This is a genomic window from Acinetobacter genomosp. 15BJ, from assembly GCF_000400715.1.
GTDB lineage: Bacteria > Pseudomonadota > Gammaproteobacteria > Pseudomonadales > Moraxellaceae > Acinetobacter.
On the sequence record NZ_KE007347.1, the window covers coordinates 71,763 to 90,732 of the forward strand.

18 protein-coding genes and 1 tRNA gene are annotated in these 18,970 nt (G+C 40.6%); 9 read left to right on the forward strand and 10 right to left on the reverse strand.

Going from position 1 to position 18,970, the window contains the following annotated elements:
- Nucleotides 1-12: 12 nt before the first annotated feature.
- The 4 genes from yejB to F896_RS13570 all read left to right on the forward strand — a co-directional run bounded on the left by yejB (nucleotide 13) and on the right by F896_RS13570 (nucleotide 5,022).
- Nucleotides 13-1,083, forward strand: coding sequence for a microcin C ABC transporter permease YejB (gene yejB, locus F896_RS13585; protein ID WP_016163038.1), 1,071 nt, complete (start codon nucleotides 13-15; stop codon nucleotides 1,081-1,083).
- Nucleotides 1,083-2,093 (forward strand): ABC transporter permease, encoded by a 1,011-nt coding sequence (locus F896_RS13580; RefSeq protein WP_016163039.1) that lies wholly within the window; start codon nucleotides 1,083-1,085, stop codon nucleotides 2,091-2,093. Before yejB ends, F896_RS13580 begins: the two co-directional genes overlap by 1 nt.
- Entirely contained in the window at nucleotides 2,071-3,666 is a 1,596-nt protein-coding gene (locus tag F896_RS13575; RefSeq protein ID WP_016163040.1) for an ABC transporter ATP-binding protein, read from the forward strand. The genes F896_RS13580 and F896_RS13575 overlap by 23 nt, the downstream gene beginning before the upstream one ends.
- 111 nt (nucleotides 3,667-3,777) lie before the next feature.
- Complete coding sequence (locus F896_RS13570; RefSeq protein WP_016163041.1) at nucleotides 3,778-5,022, forward strand: NADH:flavin oxidoreductase/NADH oxidase family protein; 1,245 nt, start codon at nucleotides 3,778-3,780, stop codon at nucleotides 5,020-5,022.
- Between the two features lie 87 nt (nucleotides 5,023-5,109).
- On the opposite strand, the gene F896_RS13565 is transcribed toward F896_RS13570, so the two are convergent.
- The 3 genes from F896_RS13565 to pyrC all read right to left on the reverse strand — a co-directional run bounded on the left by F896_RS13565 (nucleotide 5,110) and on the right by pyrC (nucleotide 6,889).
- Nucleotides 5,110-5,185 (reverse strand) — tRNA-Glu (locus F896_RS13565).
- A gap of 19 nt (nucleotides 5,186-5,204) precedes the next feature.
- Complete coding sequence (rnt, locus tag F896_RS13560; RefSeq protein ID WP_032882121.1) at nucleotides 5,205-5,870, reverse strand: ribonuclease T; 666 nt, start codon at nucleotides 5,868-5,870, stop codon at nucleotides 5,205-5,207.
- Nucleotides 5,855-6,889 carry a dihydroorotase gene (pyrC, locus tag F896_RS13555; protein ID WP_005202392.1) on the reverse strand — a complete coding sequence of 345 codons (1,035 nt, stop codon included), beginning with the start codon at nucleotides 6,887-6,889 and terminating at the stop codon, nucleotides 5,855-5,857. The genes rnt and pyrC overlap by 16 nt, the downstream gene beginning before the upstream one ends.
- 163 nt (nucleotides 6,890-7,052) lie before the next feature.
- Between pyrC and F896_RS13550 the strand changes: the two genes are divergently transcribed.
- Entirely contained in the window at nucleotides 7,053-8,330 is a 1,278-nt protein-coding gene (locus F896_RS13550; protein ID WP_016163043.1) for a diguanylate cyclase, read from the forward strand.
- A 51-nt stretch (nucleotides 8,331-8,381) separates the two neighbouring features.
- On the opposite strand, the gene F896_RS13545 is transcribed toward F896_RS13550, so the two are convergent.
- Nucleotides 8,382-9,587, reverse strand: a complete 1,206-nt coding sequence (locus F896_RS13545; protein ID WP_016163044.1) for a L,D-transpeptidase family protein — start codon at nucleotides 9,585-9,587, stop codon at nucleotides 8,382-8,384.
- A gap of 463 nt (nucleotides 9,588-10,050) precedes the next feature.
- Between F896_RS13545 and hemE the strand changes: the two genes are divergently transcribed.
- The 4 genes from hemE to F896_RS13525 all read left to right on the forward strand — a co-directional run bounded on the left by hemE (nucleotide 10,051) and on the right by F896_RS13525 (nucleotide 14,576).
- On the forward strand, nucleotides 10,051-11,124 hold the full coding sequence (gene hemE, locus F896_RS13540; protein WP_016163045.1) for a uroporphyrinogen decarboxylase: 1,074 nt from the start codon (nucleotides 10,051-10,053) through the stop codon (nucleotides 11,122-11,124).
- 42 nt (nucleotides 11,125-11,166) lie between these two features.
- Nucleotides 11,167-11,961: a DUF817 family protein gene (locus tag F896_RS13535; RefSeq protein ID WP_016163046.1), complete on the forward strand. Its 795-nt coding sequence runs from the start codon at nucleotides 11,167-11,169 to the stop codon at nucleotides 11,959-11,961.
- A 184-nt stretch (nucleotides 11,962-12,145) separates the two neighbouring features.
- A complete protein-coding gene (locus F896_RS13530; protein WP_016163047.1) occupies nucleotides 12,146-12,616 on the forward strand; it encodes a DUF3015 family protein in 471 nt (156 codons plus the stop codon).
- A 79-nt stretch (nucleotides 12,617-12,695) separates the two neighbouring features.
- Entirely contained in the window at nucleotides 12,696-14,576 is a 1,881-nt protein-coding gene (locus F896_RS13525) for an Lnb N-terminal periplasmic domain-containing protein (RefSeq protein ID WP_016163048.1), read from the forward strand.
- A gap of 43 nt (nucleotides 14,577-14,619) precedes the next feature.
- Here F896_RS13525 and F896_RS13520 read toward each other — a convergent pair whose 3' ends face one another.
- From F896_RS13520 to trpD, 6 genes are all read right to left on the reverse strand, one after another.
- A complete protein-coding gene (locus F896_RS13520; RefSeq protein WP_016163049.1) occupies nucleotides 14,620-14,982 on the reverse strand; it encodes a cupin domain-containing protein in 363 nt (120 codons plus the stop codon).
- Between the two features lie 15 nt (nucleotides 14,983-14,997).
- Nucleotides 14,998-15,546 carry a GTP cyclohydrolase I FolE gene (folE, locus tag F896_RS13515; protein WP_005202404.1) on the reverse strand — a complete coding sequence of 183 codons (549 nt, stop codon included), beginning with the start codon at nucleotides 15,544-15,546 and terminating at the stop codon, nucleotides 14,998-15,000.
- Between the two features lie 91 nt (nucleotides 15,547-15,637).
- Nucleotides 15,638-16,327: a Smr/MutS family protein gene (locus tag F896_RS13510; RefSeq protein ID WP_032882327.1), complete on the reverse strand. Its 690-nt coding sequence runs from the start codon at nucleotides 16,325-16,327 to the stop codon at nucleotides 15,638-15,640.
- A gap of 204 nt (nucleotides 16,328-16,531) precedes the next feature.
- A complete protein-coding gene (locus F896_RS13505) occupies nucleotides 16,532-16,951 on the reverse strand; it encodes a hypothetical protein (protein ID WP_016163051.1) in 420 nt (139 codons plus the stop codon).
- Nucleotides 16,952-17,083: 132 nt separating this feature from the next.
- A complete protein-coding gene (gene trpC / locus F896_RS13500) occupies nucleotides 17,084-17,890 on the reverse strand; it encodes an indole-3-glycerol phosphate synthase TrpC (protein ID WP_016163052.1) in 807 nt (268 codons plus the stop codon).
- Nucleotides 17,891-17,899: 9 nt separating this feature from the next.
- A complete protein-coding gene (gene trpD / locus F896_RS13495) occupies nucleotides 17,900-18,949 on the reverse strand; it encodes an anthranilate phosphoribosyltransferase (protein ID WP_081402387.1) in 1,050 nt (349 codons plus the stop codon).
- Between the last annotated feature and the right edge of the window lie 21 nt (nucleotides 18,950-18,970).

Here is an 18,970-nt window from a genome sequence, read left to right on the forward strand (position 1 = left end):
GGATCTTATTAAATGGTTCACTATATTCTGAAAAGAATGTTATTGATGATCCCGACATTATTTTTCATTTTATTGATTAATTTTTGTATTGTGCAAATTGCCCCAGGTGGACCTGTCGAACAAGCGATTCAGCAAATCCAAAATGCGCAAGGCTTAGGGGTAGGCAATAGTGCACCCTCAGGCTTGACCACCTTGGCACAATATGAAGGTGCACGTGGTTTAAGTCCCGAAATGATTGAAAAAATCAAAGCCCAGTATGGCTTTGATCGTCCTGCCGCAGAACGTTTCTGGCTCATGCTTAAAGGTTATATGCATCTGGATTTTGGGAGCAGTTTTTTTAAAGATAAACCTGTGACCCAACTGTTATACGAAAAGCTACCTGTCACGCTGTCTTTGGGCTTGTGGAGCACTTTCCTGATCTATCTGATTGCAATTCCACTGGGTATTAAAAAGGCTAAAAATAATGGCTTGCTGTTTGATCAATCTACCTCATTGTTATTAGCCGTGAGCTATGCCATTCCATCTTTTGTGTTTGCCATTGTACTGATTGTTTTTTTTGCAGGGGGCAGTTATTTGCAATGGTTTCCATTACAAGGTCTGGTTTCAGAGAACTTTGCCCAATTGAGCCTCTGGGCAAAAGTACAAGATTATTTATGGCATATGAGTTTGCCCATCTTGAGTATAGTATTGGGCAGTTTTGCGGCGTTAACTTATCTGACGAAGTATTCATTTGTTGAAGAGTTGCAGAAACCTTATGTACTTACTGCCCGCAGCAAAGGAATGAATGATAATCAGGTTCTTTATGGACATGTCTTTCGCAATGCGATTTTAGTGGTTGTGGCAGCCTTACCAGAAGCATTGGTCGGTATTTTCTTTGTCGGTAATTTATTTATCGAGATCATTTTTAATTTAGATGGGATTGGTCTATTAGGTTTTGAAGCGATTACTCAGCGTGATTATCCTGTTATTTTCGGGACTTTATTTTTATTTACCTTATTTGGGATGATATTGCGTTTAATCGGTGATGTGCTGTATCAGGTGATTGACCCACGCATTGATTTTGAATCAAGAGGTGGAAAATAATGTCCCCCTTGATGCGTGCGCGTTTTCTTCGCTTTAAACAGAATAAATTAGGCTTTAGTTGTTTTATTCTATTTTTAATTATTTTAGTTGTGTCTTTATTTGCTGAATTGATTGCCAATGATAAACCGCTGTTGGTTCGTTATCAGCAATCCTTTTATTTCCCGATCTTGAACGATTATCCAGAAACGACCTTTGGTGGTAGCTTTGAAACAGCGACAGATTATCAAGATCCTGCGGTAAAGCAGCTAATTCAAAAACAGGGCTGGATGATTTCACCCCCTATCACTTTTTCTTATCAAACGCCAAATCTATCATTGGCAGTACCAGTTCCTTCAGCACCAAGTTCGCAAAATTGGTTAGGAACGGATGACCAAGGCCGTGATGTGTTTGCCCGAATCCTCTATGGTCTGCGCATTTCTCTTTTATTTGGGTTTGCTTTAACCCTATGTTCTGCTGTGATTGGCGTTATTGTTGGGGCAATACAGGGCTATTATGGTGGCTGGATTGATTTAATCGGGCAGCGGATTTTAGAGGTCTGGGGCGGCTTGCCGATGTTGTTCATTGTCATGATCTTGGTCAGTATGTTTAGTCCCAGTATTTATTGGCTATTTTTGATCATGTTGCTCTTTGGTTGGACTGAGTTGGTTGGGCTAGTCCGTGCAGAGTTCTTGCGTGCGCGCAATTTTGATTATGTCCGCGCAGCGCAAGCATTAGGCGTAACAGATTATAAAATTATCTTTAAGCACATTTTACCGAATGCAATGAGTTCAAGTTTGTCGCAGCTTCCGTTTATGCTGACGGCCAATATTATTGCGCTCACTGCACTGGATTTTTTAGGGTATGGCTTACCACCTGATGCTGCATCATTGGGTGAATTATTATTGCAAGGCAAAAATAATCTAGATGCGCCGTGGTTGGTGCTGTCTGGCTTTTTTACATTGGCGATTGTACTTTCTTTATTGATTTATATCGGGGAGGCTGCACGTGATGCATTTGACCCAAGACGATAAACAGTTTGACCAATCACCGTTATTAAGGGTTCAGCAGATCAGTATTTGCAATGAATCAGGACACCGCTTAGTCGAGAGTTTAAGTTTTGATTTATATCCAGAGCAGACAGTTGCGCTTGTTGGTGAGAGTGGCTCTGGTAAAACTATTAGTGCGTTGGCTGTGCTAGGTGTGTTGCCTGAACATTTTGCAGTACAAGGCAAAGTGGAACTAGATGGAGAAAACTTGCTGACTTTGGGGCAGGTTCAGTTACAGCAGATACGTGGTAAACGTATTGGCATGATTTTTCAAGAGCCAATGACGGCTTTAAATCCTTTGCACAAAGTAGAGCAGATGTTGGGCGAGAGTCTAATGCGATTTGGTATCGCCAAGACCGAGATTCGAAAACGGTCTGTGGGTCTATTGCATGATGTTCACATAGACGACCCTGCGCGTATTCTGCAATGCTATCCACATGAGTTGTCAGGTGGACAGCGGCAACGGGTCATGTTGGCAATGGCTTTGGCTTTAGAACCAGAAATTCTAATTGCCGATGAACCAACCACAGCTTTAGATGTGGTGTTACAAGCACAAATTTTAACGTTGTTAAAAGGAGTACAGCGGCAGCGAAAGATGGCGATCATTTTGATTAGCCATGACCTGAATTTAGTCAAGCATTATGCAGATCATGTCGTGGTACTGAATCAAGGGCGTGTTGAAGAACAGGGGGCTACTGCAGAAATATTTACTCATCCCCAAACCTCATATACACAAAATCTGCTTCATCATGATTTTGGACAAGCTTTGGCGATACAGCCGACGCAAACCTTGCTTGAATTAAATGACGTCACGATAAAATATCCGCTTAAGCATGGTTTATTCAATCAAGTTAAAGCCTATAAGGTTGCAGCAGAATCTATTCAGTTTAGTCTGTCTCAGGGAGAGGCTTTAGGCATTGTTGGCGAAAGTGGTTCAGGTAAATCATCATTGGCCTTAGCGATCGCTAGATTGATCAGCAGTGAAGGTTCTATTCATTTTCAGACACAAGATTTAAACCTTTTGACTCAAAAACAGCTTCGGCAACTTCGACGTGATTTTCAGATAGTATTTCAGGATCCTTTTGGTAGCCTGAATCCTCGTATGTCAGTTGAACAGATCATTGCAGAAGGGCTTCATCTTCAACCCATTTCAAAGCAACAGTGCCAAACTGAAGTTAATGCTGTTTTGGCAAAAGTCGAATTATCTTTAACGGATAAAGATAAGTATCCGCATCAACTTTCTGGTGGGCAACGGCAACGTGTGGCACTTGCAAGAGCATTGGTACTCAAACCCAAGCTACTGATTCTAGATGAACCGACCTCCGCCTTGGATCGGACTACGCAATTGGCCATCATTCAATTGTTACGTCGTTTGCAGCAGCAAGAACAGATCAGCTATATCTTTATCAGTCATGACTTACAAGTCATTAAAGCATTGTGCCAAAAAGTCCTTGTGATGCATCATGGCAAAGCCTTGGAATATCAAGCCACAGCACTTTTATTTAGCCAGCCTCAGACTGAATATACCCGCCAGCTTATTTCTGCGAGCGAATATTAGCATTGTAATTAAATTGACATATGCTATTGTCAGTTTGTCGGAAGAATGCTTGACAGTAACAATAATCAGATTAAATTAGAGCAAGTACTCTAATTGTAGCAGAGGATGACCATGAGTCAGATTGCAGACAGTATCCAGATTCGCAACACCACATTTAAAAACCGTATTATCAAAGGGGCAATGAGCGAAGCGCTCGCGAATGATGCAGGACAACCCAATGATCTATTGATTGGTCTATACGAAGCGTGGGCAAAAGGCGGTTTGGGCTGTGCCATTACAGGTAACGTGATGGTGAATGTAGGCGCTAAAAATGAACCAGGTGTAGTTGCAATCGAGACCGAGCGTGATCTGGAAAAATTAAAGCAATGGGCTGCGGTGGGTAAGAAACATGGCATGGTGCAATTGATTCAGTTGTCACATCCTGGTCGCCAATGTCCAAAGGGTCTAAATAAGGAAACAGTTGCACCTTCAGCTGTGCCTTTTAGCCCAATGCTTGCAGCAATGTTTGGTACGCCGCGCGAACTTAAACATGACGAAATTTTAGATATTATCCAGCGTTTTGCGACAGCTGCGGCGGTATGTGAAAAGGCTGGTTTTGAAGGCGTACAACTGCACGGTGCCCATGGTTATCTGATTAGTCAGTTTCTATCGCCTTTGACCAATAAGCGCACGGATCAATGGGGTGGTTCGATTGAGAACCGTATGCGTTTCTTGATCGATGCTTATCAGGCGGTACGCGATGCAACTTCTGAAAACTTCATCATTTCGGTGAAGCTGAACTCAGCGGATTTCCAGCGTGGTGGGATCACAGAAGAAGATGTCATTACCGTGTTCAAAGCGATTGATGCTGCGGGGATTGATATTATCGAAATTTCTGGGGGAACCTATGAAGCCCCAGCAATGGCGGGTGCAAAAGCAGAATCGCGTAAAGCCAGTACCATTGCACGTGAAGCTTATTTCTTGGAATTTGCAGAAAAAATTCGCCAACATGTTGCCTGTAAATTGATGGTAACAGGTGGTTTCCGTACCGTAGAAGGAATGAATGCTGCATTGCAAAGTGGTGCATGTGATTTTATTGGAATTGCACGTCCACTGGCGGTTGAAGTCGATTTAACAGATCATTTAATTGCAGGGCATGATGTGCGTTATGCCGTGAATCAAATTAAAACAGGAATTCCATTTGTCGATAAAATGGCAATTATGGAAATCATTTGGTATGCAGCGCAGTTTAAAGCCATTGGACAAGGTAAAAAGCCGAATCCAAAATTATCACCACTGTTGGTATTCTTAAATTACGCGAAAGGGAATATCAAAGCGGTGGTGAAAGGGCGAGTGAATTCACGGAAGTCTGCATAATATATTTTAGGGCTCTTCGGAGTCCTTTTTATTATTCAAAGCAAATAAAAAAGCCACTGTCTTAAGATGCAGTGGCTTTTTCAAATTTGGCGTCCCTACGGGGATTCGAACCCCGGTTACCGCCGTGAAAGGGCGATGTCCTAGGCCTCTAGACGATAGGGACTTCTTGAGGTGGGTGTATATTAGGGTTCTGTCACCAAACTGTCAAGAAGGTGAGGAGACAGTTTGTTCAAAATATAGCAAAACAGTTCAGCAGTCTTCTGTGTATCGTACAACGCAGAGTGGGCTTCTTTACCATCAAACTCGATTCCAGCCTGAATACAGGCACGTGCTAACACGGTTTGCCCAAACATGACTGCACTTAAGGTAACAGTATCGAAGACGGAGAAACTGTGAAACGGGTTCTGATTTTTTGTTCCTGTGCGTGCAATCGCTGCTTGTAGGAAACCTAAATCAAAGTGTGCGTTATGACCCACTAACACAGCATGGGTACAGTGTTGAGCTTTACGTACTTCATTCAATGATTTGAAAATACGACGTAAAGCACCGCGTTCATCTTCAGCCATCGCAACACGCATTGGATTGAAAGGATCAATACCAATAAAATCTAATGAGCGGCGGTCAAGATTCGCGCCTTCAAAAGGGTTGATATGTGCTTGGAATGAAGGACCAGGTATAAATTGCCCATGTTCATCATAGATGATCGGAATACACGCAATTTCAAGTAGGGCATCGGTTTGCGAATTAAAACCTGCTGTTTCCACATCGACAACAACAGGCAAGAATCCACGAAAACGCTGTCCGATTACAGGGGATTTATTTTCTTCTTGGGTCACACTTTTCTCCAATGCAAGGTTTTGCCTGCATGAAGTGGGATAATTTTTTGGTCATCGAGATAGTCTAAAGATTCTGCGATTGTAATATCTTCCTTGACCAAGGTAATGGTTGAGGTATTGCGTGGCAAACCATAGAAGTCAGCACCGAATAAGCTTGCGAAGCCTTCTAAGCGTTCTAGCTTTCCGACTTGATCAAAAGCTTGTGCATATAGTTCAATGGCATTTGGTGCGCTATAACAACCAGCACATCCGCAGGCATTTTCTTTGGCATCTTGTGAGTGGGGTGCACTGTCAGTACCTAAGAAAAATTTTGGATTACCACTGGTTGCGACTTCCAACAATGTTGTTTGATGCGTTTGACGCTTTAAAATTGGTAAGCAATAGAAATGCGGTTTTACGCCACCAACCAACATGTCGTTACGGTTAAATAATAAATGTTGCGGGGTAATGGTTGCAGCAACATTACGATCCTGTTCGAGTACAAAATTCGCCGCATCACTTGTTGTAATGTGTTCTAACACGACTTTTAATTTTGGGAACTGTTTGAGTAAAGGCGATAGCACTTCATCTAAAAATCTTTTTTCACGATCAAAAATATCGACGTGATTATGCGTCACTTCTCCATGCAGTAACAATGGAACCTGATGTTCTTCCAGTTGTTCAATCACGGCATACACTTTGCGAATATCACTGACACCATTATCGGAGTTGGTGGTCGCACCTGCAGGATAAAGTTTGATGGCGTTGACGAATTCAGACTCTTTAATTTTGCGGACTTCATCAGGAGAAGTGTAATCGGTAAAATAAAGCACCATGCGTGGATCAAAATTCAACCCTTCAGGCACATGAGCAAGAATACGCTCGCGATAAGCTAAAGCTTCTTCTACCGTTTTAACGGGTGGAACAAGATTGGGCATACAAATTGCGCGGGCAAATTGTTTGGCTAAATCAGGAACAGTACGTTTTAAAGCTAAACCATCACGCAGGTGTGCGTGCCAATCATCAGGTTGCAAAAGTGTAAGAGTATTCAAGGTCTACTTCAAACTTAAAAATAATACAAATAATAATGCATAAAGTGTGAAAATGGTAACTAGAATTACGGATAAGTGGTTAAGCAAAGCGCATGACAAAATGATAATTTATGTTATTTTTTATGCGGCACAAAAATAGTGCAGCATAAAAAGAGTATCTGGGATGGACAACGGCTATGATCTTGATCAATTGCGGAGGTCGAAAGAAGACCTAGAGCAGCTTGTTGCCCAACATTCTAAATCTAAGAATACCCATCAAACCTTACCTCAAAAATTAGAAAATGAATTCTGGAAATTTAATGTAGACCGAACACGTCTCAATGCGATTCAGTTCTTCGGGCAGGGTGTGATTACCTATACCATATTTGTGCTGTTGATTCTGCCATCTAATTTTCTCGTGATTCGCGGAAGTACATATTTTGTCCTCGATTTTATTTACAGTATTCTCAGCTTAATTGTTGTGGGGATTGCACTGTTCTTATTTTGGGCTTTTTCACGCTTTAAAAAACTCAATCCTTTATTTTATCCTGCTGCTTGCCTGATAGTGTTCCTGACCATTGTATTCACCTCATTTTTGATGATGAGTGTTTCAAATCTAGTGCTGCAAAATCAGGCCATGGTCCTTATTGCGTTCCTGTATATGTTGGGGTTTATCCTGAGTGGCATTCGACCTCTACATATGTTATGGATTGGTTCCTTTGCCGCAATTGCGATTTTGTTTCTGTTATATTGGTTTGATAACCCTAGTGATTTTCTCATGATTGGGCGAACACTAATAGGAAGCTTACTGCTGGGTTTTTCGATCAGTGTGATGTTGACTTCAAAAGAAAGAAAAATATTTATAAAGTCCAAAATTGCAGAAATTGATGAGCAGATTTTACGCATACAAGCATCTGAGTTGTTACATCTGAGTCAGCATGACGAACTGACAGATGTGTCAAATCGACGTACGTTTGAAGAGATGTGTACCTATTACTATGATTTAGCCTGTAAAGAGCGAAAATCACTGTCTGTGCTGTTTATCGATATTGATTATTTCAAAAATTATAATGATTTTTATGGGCATCAAATGGGGGATCAGGTGATCTCAGCTATTGCGAAAACCATTAAAAGCTCGATTCGACATATGGATTTTATTGCTCGTTATGGGGGGGAGGAGTTTGTTGTACTGTTGCCTGAAACCTCTGCACAAGGTGCTTATGCAGTTGCGACCAATATTTATCGTGCCATTGACCGCTTAATGATTCCGCATGATAAATCGTTGGTGTCTAATCATGTGACTATTAGTTTGGGGATTACGGTATTTAACGGCAATCCAAAAATCAGCCAAGATATGTTAATTCATACAGCAGATAAGGCTTTGTATCGAGCAAAACAACTTGGGCGTAATCAGATTTATTACCAACCTTTACCGAATATAGAAGAAAGTACTTTGAAATAAAAAAACCGAATATCATGCACTGATATTCGGTTTTTGTAGAAAATACCTAGATTACTCTAAGAATTTTACAGTAACACCTGAACGTACTTTAGCACCTAAGTCATTGGCATCCCAGTTGGTTAAACGGATACAGCCGTGTGATGCAGTCTTAGAGATTAAAGATGGGTTTGGTGTACCATGAATACCAAATGATTTTTTGCTTAAACCAATCCAAATGTTACCGACTGGTGCGTTTGGACCAGGTGGTAGAGAAAGTGGTTTAAGGTTTTTACCTTGCACAAAGTTAGATGGTGAATAACTATACCAAGGATTTTTGGCAACACCGACTACTTTATAAGTACCAGCTGGAGATGGTGTATCAGTACTGCCAATTGTTGCAGGAAATGATGCAATCATTTGATTACGACTATTGAACAAATAAAGCTGTCTTGCACCTTTATGTGCAACAATCAAATGAATATCTTCAGGTAAATCATTGCGGACATTGGCCACAATAATCTTTTCACCTGCTTTTTTAAATGTTGCGTTTGGATTCAGTTTCTTTAAGAAATTTTCATCCATATGGAATTTTTCACCTAGCATTTCTGTAACGCGGGTGTAGTACAAACCTTTCATTTTTGCTTGTAGTGCATAGTCTGAAGGAATTGAGTCAGCATATGGACCTTTGAAATCAGCATCGGTCAAAGTGTATTCAACATAGGCAGGCTTGGTTTGTTTCGCAACCAATGCATCCCACGTTTCTTTGGTCAGCTGACCTGTTGGGGTAATGCCGTTCATTTGCTGGAATGATGCAATCGCTTTTAATGTATTTTTACCATTTGAACCATCAATAGCGCCTGGTGATGCATGTGCATTGTTGAGCATTACATGCGCGCGTGCGTAGGCAGGAAGTTGTCCTTTTGGTAAAGCTTCAGGGTATTCAGCATTATTTATACTGTCTAAAGTCCATGAAATTTTAGCAACTGGAGCAGCGGTTGTTGCCGTGGTGGTATCCGGTGTATTTTCTAATTTTTGCGATACGACTGATGCAGCACCCGTATTGACTTGAGGTTCAGATACCGCTGGAGCTGCAACACTTGACGCAGGATCAGCAACAACACTTGATGCCGCACGGTCAATCGCTAATGGATCAATCGGATCTTGGACCGAACCTGTAATTTGTTTTGGATTTAATGGTTGCTCAGTTGTTGGCGCAGCAAAAGCAACATTAGCAAGAATACAACTTAAACTCATAGCGAGTAATGAGCGAACAAACATGTAATTCAACCTTAAGAATTATTCATATTGGGATAGAGGGGCTGTTGACGTTTCATGCATGCTTGCGACAGAGGGCGTTTTTTGTCGGTACAAGGCATGACTTACTAAATTTAGTAACTCTAAATGAGTAAGGCGTAACGCAGTAGCGGCAAAAAATGCCCCTGTCCCGAAGGGTTATGGCTAAAACTGCTCCAAACTTCGTTATGAAACTTGATAAGGGAACGCCATTACCTGCATTTCATACCTTGTTTGAGTTGTTTTAGCCTATAACGCAATGCATGGCTGAAATATCAACAGCCCCTAACATATTGCAAGTATTACAGAAAATAATGCAGCTTGCAGTAGCAGTTTTGTGTAAAAGCGAAATTTATTTCAGCTCATAAATTTGAATGCTATTGAAATTATAAATTCCAAGCTAACTTTGTTATGATGCGCGCTACATGAAACAATTTAGAGATTGGTAATGACAACGTTGAAAAATGATCGTTTCTTACGAGCTTTATTACGTGAGCCTGTAGACACCACGCCAGTATGGATGATGCGTCAAGCTGGGCGTTATTTACCAGAATATAAAGAAACTCGTGCGCAGGCAGGAGATTTCTTATCTCTATGTAAAAATACTGACTTTGCTTGTGAAGTGACTTTACAACCATTACGCCGTTATGAGCTTGATGCTGCAATTCTATTTTCAGATATTTTAACGGTTCCCGATGCTTTAGGTTTAGGTTTGTATTTTGAAACAGGCGAAGGGCCAAAGTTTCATAAAACAGTTCGTACTGAACAAGATGTGGCAAATTTACCTAAATTAAATGCCAAGTCTGATCTGGCTTATGTCATGAATGCCGTTTCCACCATTCGTTCTGCTTTAAATGGCCAAGTTCCTTTGATTGGTTTCTCTGGAAGTCCGTGGACTTTAGCTACGTATATGGTTGAAGGTGGATCAAGTAAAGAGTTTCGCTTCATTAAAAATATGATGTACGCGCAGCCAGAAGTGTTACATGCTTTGCTCGATCATTTGGCTGATTCAGTGATTGATTATCTGAATGCGCAAATTGATGCAGGTGCACAAGCGATTCAGATTTTTGATAGCTGGGGCGGTGCGCTCGCGCATAGAGAATATGTTGAATTTTCATTGAACTATATGACCAAGATTATTGCAGGTCTTCAACGTGAAAAAGATGGTCAACGTATTCCGATTATTGTGTTCACCAAAGGTGGCGGTCAGTGGTTGGAGACGATGTTGACCACGGGTGCTGATGCGTTTGGTCTAGATTGGACCACACCGCTTTATACTGCACGTGATGTGGTTGCAGGACGAGCAGCCTTGCAAGGTAATTTAGATCCAGCTGTGCTTTATGGTTCAGCCGCTTCAATTGAAAAATCAGTGAAAGCCATGATTGATGATGCTTATGCCAATGGTGAAAAAACAGGCTATATCGCAAATTTAGGTCATGGTATTACCCAATGGGTCGATCCAGCACAACCTAAGATTTTTGTAGATACTGTACATGAATACAGTGCTAAATATTTAGGTTGATATTTTTAAGTATTTCAAAATAAACACGCTAGGATCAGTTTTGTGCAGTTGATTGTATTACCGCTCAACTTTATCTTTAAGGCAGCTTCGGCTGCCTTATTTGGATTGTTGCTTTTGATTGCATTTGCAGTCACCGCACCGATGGGAAGCCATGAATATTATGGTTTCTTCCGTTATGACTATTTGTTGTTCTATGCATTGATCATTCAAGTCTGCCTGATCTATTTAAAGCTAGAGTCATGGGCAGAAGCCAAAGTGATTGCTTTGTTTCATATCATGGCGATGGGAATGGAAATATTTCTGACCCATCCTGCCATTGCCTCATGGCAGTACCCACAACCTGCTGTATTGAAGTTACTTACTGTGCCATTATTTGCCGGTTTTATGTATTCAGCAGTGGGGAGTTTTTTTGCGCGCTCATTGAGGCTGTATCAAGTTTCATTCGAAAACCTACCCAATTTCAGCAATATGTTGTGTTTGGCAGTGTTGTCTTATCTCAACTTTATGACCAAGTTTTTTATTCCTGATATCCGTGTTGCATTATTTATTTGGAGCATTTTGATTTTCTGGAAAACAAAACTTTATTTTCAATTGCAACAGCATCGTTTTAGGGTGCCGATGTTGCCGATTTTATTGTTGCTTGCCTTCTTGATCTGGATTGCAGAGAACATTAGTACCTTCTATAAAATTTGGCTGTACCCAAGCCAAGTCGATGCTTGGCATATGGTGGGGTGGGGTAAATTAGGTTCATGGTATTTATTATTATTGCTGAGCTTAGTGTTGGTATTAAAAATCTTGGGGACGCGAGATAAAAATGGGGCTTGGCAGTTAAATTAGGCCATTCGAAGATCATTTAAAAGGGGCATCTGATTTCCTTTTGTTATGAATATTTCAGATATATTTCAAAATTTATTTGCTAAAGCGCGCTAAGCTCGCTATTTTAACTTTTGTGTAGGAAGAATTACACAACACAATAGTGATAACAAATACTGAAGAATAATTGATACTGGAGATCGTTCCTATGTTAAAAAAAATTGCATTAGCTGCTCTATTAGCCGCTGGTTCAACAGTTGCAATGGCTGATAATGATGTCGGTTGTGGTGCTGGTACACAAATTTGGGCAGGTAAAAAAGGTGTTGCACCTAAAATTCTTGCTGCGACAACCAATGGTATTTTTACCAACCAATTATTAGGTATTACTTTTGGTACTTTAGGATGCCGTCAAGGTGGTACTGTGACAGCTCAAGTGGTGACCTTCACCAATGAAAATGCTGAATCTTTAGCGCGTGATATGGCAGTTGGCCAAGGTGAAAGCTTAAATGTGCTTGCTGAATTAATGCAAATTAAAGCCAATGACAAAGCGCGTTTCTTTGCTGTGTCTAAAGCAAACTTTGCTGAAATTTATTCAAGTAAAAATGCAAACTCGCTTCAAGTTTTAGATGCTTTACAAAGTGTGATGGCAAAAGACGCAGTGCTTAAAGCATACGTTTAATTTGCTACATGTTAAAACCCTGTCTTGATGACAGGGTTTTCTTATACCTATTATCATTATTGTTAGAAATTGCGATTGAATGAAATTAGCTACTTTTGTATTTGCGTCTTTGATGTGCCACTTTGCCCATGCTACGGTTGAATCCGATTTTCAAACTTATTTGGACATTGCCAAACAAAAACAATTAGATCAACACATCACATGGCAGCGCTTGATGTATGCCGACCAAAAACAAAATAGCGAAGTCACTTATGCGGGTTATTTTTACGCGAAAGATGGTAAGACCAATTTAAATAATGAACTACAGGCGGGTATTAAAGCCTTGTTTGTTGAAGCTCCAGATAACCAATCCATCCGTTGTAAATTTCCCGCGCGTAGCCGCTGGTTGATGCAACAGCTCAACCTCAGTGATCAACAGCTTCCAAAAGTAAATTGCGTTGAATTTGAGGGCTGGATTAATCAAATCAAGCCGTATAAAGCGACTTTGATTTATGCAACGGATTTTATGGGTAATCCTAGTTCGATGTTTGGACATACTTTGCTACGCCTAGACCCCAAAGATCAGAAGCAACTTAATTTAGTGTCTTATGCCGTGAACTATGCTGCCACAGTCAAAGGCGATGATAACTGGTCTTATGCATGGAAGGGCTTAACTGGGCAGTATCCCGGTGAATATTCTTTAATGCCATATTACCGTAAAGTAAAAGAATACGGTGATTTTGAAAGCCGTGATCTTTGGGAATATGAGCTCAATCTCACACCAGAAGAAACACGCTTTTTGGTTGAGCATATTTGGGAAATGCAGCATGTGAGTTTTCCCTATTATTTTGTTAGCGATAACTGTGCCTACCGTTTACTCGGCTTAATTGATTTAGTACGTCCAAATTTAAACTTAAAACAGCAATTTAACTATGCTGCCATTCCAATTGAAACCTTGAAGGCTGTCGATCAACAAGACTTGGTTAAAGAAGTTGTGTATCGGCCTGCTTTAGAAACGCAGTTACTTGCACAAGCTAAGCAACATGGTACAGCTTTAGCCAAAGTCGCTCATCAGGTTGCTTTTACCGAGATAGACCAAGTTCAACCCATTTTAAAAGCATATCAGCCACCAGATCAGGCCAAGATTTTAGAAATGGCTTATGACGATTTATACCTACAATATATTAGCCATAAGGTAGATGCGGATTTTGCCCAACCTCAATTACGTCAGTTACTTGCGCAGCGTAGTCAAATCGACATTGAAAAACAGCGTCAAGAACCGATACGTCCGAAAAAGCAGCCTGTAGAAGGACATCATGCGCGTAACTTGTCGGTAAATGTGGGTGAAGTGCAAGGGCAGAAGTTTGTTGAGCTGGGTCATCGTCAGGCCTACCACGATTTGATTGATCCACAAGGTGGTTATCGGACAGGGACACAACTTTTATTTTTAGATGGTAGTTTGCAATACCGTGAGGACAAGCTCAAGCTCGAACATTTAGACCTTTTGTCAGTGAATTCCTATAACCCGATTCAGCCATTTAAAGCGCCAATCACTTGGGGGTTTAATTTTGGTTGGAAACAAGAAGCGATTGAGAAGGGGCAGTTTAGTGAAGATGCGCAATATGGCGTGATGAATCTGAATATGCAAGTCGGTTATAGCGTGGCAGATTATGATCGTCGAAATTTGTGTTATGCCCAACTACAAAGTCATATTCAAGGTGGGAAAAATTTAGATAAAGGTTGGCGTGTTGGAGCTGGACCAACTGTAGGCTGTATGAACGTATGGTCTGATAATATCAACAGCGTGGTACAGGTAGAACTACCGTATTGGCAAGATCAGAGTCAATGGAACTTAAGAGTAGCTACACAGCTTCAATATAGTCTGAATACAAATCATGCTTTACGTTTAAATTGGGATTTTGAACAGCAGAATCATAAAGACTGGAATAAAATCGGTTTGGGTTATGTACGCTTTTTTTAGCTGTTAAATGTTATGAAAGCTTGATCAGTGCAGGCTAGGCAGATCAAACCTCAACAATCACATAGTATTTTTTAACCGCTTCAATGACTTCAAATGTACCAACAAATGCGGGTGGGATAATTCCTGCATTTCCAGCAGTCACTTCAATAAAAGAATTGGTTTTTGCATCGTGGATACGCACAATTCCTTCAATGACCTGAAAAAACTCTTGTTTATTTTCAGCAAATTGAATATTCCAGGCACCAGCTTCACATTGCCAAATGCCACAGTCCATATGTGGATGTTCATATAAACTATAGGTTAAACGTTCAGGATTACCTCGAACCAAACGATCGGGACGAGGATAATCAATAGTTGCTTCATTTGCGATTAAATCGCCGAAACCTGCTAACTGAACTGATGACATTCTAGGTTGCCCAGCTTAATAGTTTTCAGGAACAGCGCTTAAGAATTCACGACGTACATCTTTGTCTGTTTTAAAGTCACCAACAAAAGAAACCGTACGTGTGGTTGATTCTTGTTTGCCTACACCGCGCATCATCATGCACATATGCGCAGAGTCAATCACAACTGCAACACCACGTGCTTGAGTCACTTCAGCAACTGCTTCTGCAATTTGCTGTGTCAAGTTCTCTTGAACTTGTAGACGACGTGCAAACATTTCGGTAATACGCGCAAACTTAGATAAACCTAAAACTTGACCTTCAGGTAAATAAGCAATGTGCACACGACCATAGAATGGTAGGAGGTGATGTTCACAAAGTGAATAAAATTCAATATTTTTGACCAATACCATTTCATGGTTATCGGAAGGGAAGAGCGCGCTATTTGTAACTTCTTCAAGCGTTTTGCTATAGCCAGAAGTTAAAAAAGAGAAAGCTTTAGCCGCACGCATTGGCGTATCTTTTAAGCCCGGGCGATTTAGGTCTTCACCAACGGCAGTTAAGATATTTGCGTACGATTGCTGCATAGACATAACAATGTTCACTTAGGTGGGTTGAACAAAAACGGCAATTGTATCAGAAAACGATTAGAAATCTTAATTTTGATACAAATGCCGATTATTGCTTGTATTTAGGGTTCTTTTCGGCGCGTTTGAGTAGCACTAAAACAGCACCAGTACCGCCTTGATTTTCAGGAGCACTGACGAAAGCAAGTACATCTCGATGTTGTCTGAGCCAGCCATTCACATACGTTTTTAAAATGGCTTCAGGACCTTTGCCATGCACAATTTTAACGACATTTTGATTTTCATCTTTTGCCATTTGGAGTACTTGTAAAACCGCAGCACGTGCTTGTTCTACTGTACATCCATGTAGATCGACTGCCTCGAACCAGCGAATTTTACCCGCTTTCAAGTCTTCAAATACTTTGTGCTGTAAGGTCGCAATGCGGTAGCTTAAAGTTGCTTGGCTGGCAACAGGATTTAAGATCGCTTGAGTATCGGAAATCTCTGTGAGCTCTTGTTCTGCACCACCTTCTGCCGCAGCACGTTTTGCCAAGGTTTGGGCATCGACTTTTTTACTGCGTGCAACGCGAGTATCGGCAATATTTTGATTGTCGATTGGCTTTACCCCAAGCAGGGCTTTTTTGAAAAGCTCAGTATCTTCCAACTCTTCAGCAACGGCTGGAGTCTTTTGTGACTCTGCTTGTTTGACAATAGCACTTGATTGCGGATTAGAGATTTGCTTTTTAAAGGCTTTCAGTAAGTTAAACTGATCTTTAGAAAGCGATGAATCATGTTTACTCATAAGTTTAGAAAAATAGGCAAGATACGAGAGATGTAAAATTATAGTCCGAAACTGTGATGATTTGAACTGAATTGCATTCATGGGGAAAAGGAATGCAATTTAAATCATTAGACAGAATTGAATGTGTAGGTGAGAAATTAATTTAGTTTTTACTTCTCTGTGATCGTTGTATTAAAAAACTAAGTGTTTAATGGCGTTTATTACTTAAGGAGGAGTAATAATTTTGATAATGCGTGACTGGTTTAAGCCTTTATTCTTAAAGCGATCATAAAGTTCAAAGCATATATGGTCATTTACTTGAACACGCGGCAAAGTGTTATCAAAGTCAAAATAACGAATATAGCCAGATTGCTCCATGACAATCGCTAGCCGCTCGATTTGACTTCGTTTCTTCGGGAACATTTTATATTGTTTTACAATGCCACACGCTTCAGTTTTGATGTAGGTCTTTGCGGGAGACAAATACACGGCAATGCCAATAAGAATACAGCCAGGAATGATCGTAAAGCAGTAAAAAACTCTTGGATCTTTAAATCTCTGAATTTTATCGTAGAAAAATAGATGGCTATAAATAGGAAAGCCAACTAAAAAGATTAGCCCTAGGATGAATAAAACATTACTCATATTGTTCCATCAATATTTAATTTTTAAGTATTTTCGAACTCTGACTTTTTTATTCTTTATTCGGAATTTATATTGAGTTCTAGCATTATTTTAAAGGTTCAAGGCAGAATTGTACCTTGAACCTTAATTTGCTTAGATCAGATCAGGTTGCCCAAACAAAGCATTAAATGCTTGATCAGGGCGAGGCTGTTTCATAAAGCTTTCACCCACAAGGAAAGTGTGAATATCATTGGCTTGCATCATGTCTACATCCGCAGGTGTGGCGATACCACTTTCAGTAACTAAAACACGAGAAGCAGGCAATAATTTCTTTAAACGTAATGATGTATTTAAATCCACATCAAAGGTTTTAAGATTACGGTTGTTTACACCCAAAATACATTGTTCAGAAAGTTTTAACGCACGTTCTAATTCATATTCATCATGCACTTCAACCAACACATCAAGTTGCTGTTCAAATGCCGTTTTCGACATTTCTTCCAGTTGTTGATCAGATAAACATGCCACGATCAATAAAATACAATCGGCATGTAGCGCACGTGCTTCAACAACATTGTACGGATCAATCAAGAAATCTTTACGCAAAGCAGGTAGGGCACAATGCTGACGTGCGATCGCAATATTCTCATCTGCACCTTGGAAGAAATCCACATCAGTCAATACCGATAAGCAAGCAGCGCCCGCCTGTTCATATTGTTGTGCAATCTCTGCAGGATTAAAGTCTGCACGGATCACCCCTTTAGAAGGTGATGCTTTTTTAATTTCAGCAATCACAGCAGGACGTTTGTGCTGTAAAGCATTGGCAAAACCACGCACAGGTGTTGCTTCATTTGCCCACTGCTCAACATCATGCAAGCTACGTTGCTTCAAACGTACTGCAAGCTCCTCATGTTTGCGGTCAACAATTTTACCTAAAATGGTATTTTGAATATTGATCATGAGAAGTCCTTAGTCTGCCTGATATTGTTTCAATGTCTTGGTAAATTCAGCCAAGATACTCATTTTTTCTAAGGCTTGTCCGCCGTAAAGAATATCTTGAGCGAGCTCAACTGCTTGTTTATAGGTTTTGGTAATACCTGCGACATAAATACCCGCACCTGCATTCAGTGCAATCATATTCGCTGCTTTTTCACCAATCTCAGATTTGTCACGACTCAAAGCATCTTTAATCAGCTTTAAGCTTGCTTCTGAACTGTCGACCACTAAACCTGTGAGTGTTTGAGATTGGATGCCGACTTCATCAGGCGTTAGAATCCATTCGGTAATTTCACCATCTTTTAGTTCAGCCACAGCAGTTGGTGCAGCAAGACTGATTTCGTCTAAGCCATCTTTAGAATGTACAACCAGTACATGTACGGCACCGAGTTGCTTTAATACTTCAGCAATAGGACGGCACAATTCATCTGAAAATACGCCAATCACAAAACGATTCACGCCAGCAGGGTTGGTTAAAGGTCCAAGTAAATTGAAAATACTACGGATACCTAACTCACGGCGTGGCGCAACAGCGTATTTCATTGCTTTATGGTGATTTGGGGCAAACAGAAAACCTACACCCATTTCACGGATGCAGCGTTCAGTTTGTTGCATATCTAGATCAAGTTGAATGCCAATTTTTTCAAGTACATCAGAAGATCCTGACTTACTTGATACGCCACGGTTACCATGTTTAGCAATGGTTGCACCAGCTGCGGCAATCACAAAACTTGAAGCGGTTGAAACATTAAACAGGTTTTGACCATCACCACCTGTACCCACGATATCAACCAGATGAGGTATATCACTGACATCAATTTTAATTGCAAACTCACGCATGATACGTGCTGCGGCAGTGATTTCATCAATACTTTCACCCTTCATGCGTAGGCCCATCATCAGCGCGCCGATTTGTGCATCGGTTGCTTCGCCTTGCATGATGCTACGCATGACATCTTCCATTTGCGGCTGGGTAAGATGAATGTTTTTAGTAATGTGATTAAGAGCCTGTTGGATATTCATAGTCATGAGTTACAGCATTAA